Genomic DNA, 426 nt, shown 5'->3' with positions numbered 1-426 from the left:
GCACGGTGGCGACGGGCCGCTCCACGAAGGGGCGCGAGAGGTTCACGGCCGGCCCTCCGCTGCGGGTGGTGCAGCGGGCACCTCGGGCGCCGCGGCCGTGCCCCGGCCCGTCCAGCGGCGGCCCAGCCGGTCGAAGGCGAGGTAGATCACCGGCGTGGTGAACAGCGTGAGCAGCTGGCTCAGCACCAGCCCGCCGAAGATCGCCAGGCCCAGCGGCCGGCGCAGCTCGGCGCCCTCGCCCCAGCCCAGCATCAGCGGCAGTGCGGCGAACAGCGCGGCCAGCGTGGTCATCAGGATGGGGCGGAAGCGCAGCAGCGCCGCCTGGTGGATCGCCTCCTGCGGCGGCAGGCCCTGGCCGCGCTCGGCGTCGATGGCGAAGTCGATCATCATGATCGCGTTCTTCTTGACGATGCCGATCAGCAGGAT

At 73.2% G+C, this 426-nt stretch carries 1 protein-coding gene; it reads right to left on the bottom strand.

Annotated elements, in window-relative coordinates; translation table 11 throughout:
* Positions 1-42: 42 nt before the first annotated feature.
* A partial coding sequence (locus GVL04_RS24195; RefSeq protein ID WP_200846963.1) for an efflux RND transporter permease subunit occupies positions 43-426 on the bottom strand: 384 nt, incomplete at its 5' end.

This window comes from Arthrobacter sp. 18067, from assembly GCF_902706295.1.
In the GTDB taxonomy this organism is placed as follows: domain Bacteria; phylum Actinomycetota; class Actinomycetes; order Actinomycetales; family Micrococcaceae; genus Arthrobacter.
Note: the sequence above shows the minus strand (reverse complement) of the source record. Positions and strands in the feature narration are given on the sequence as shown.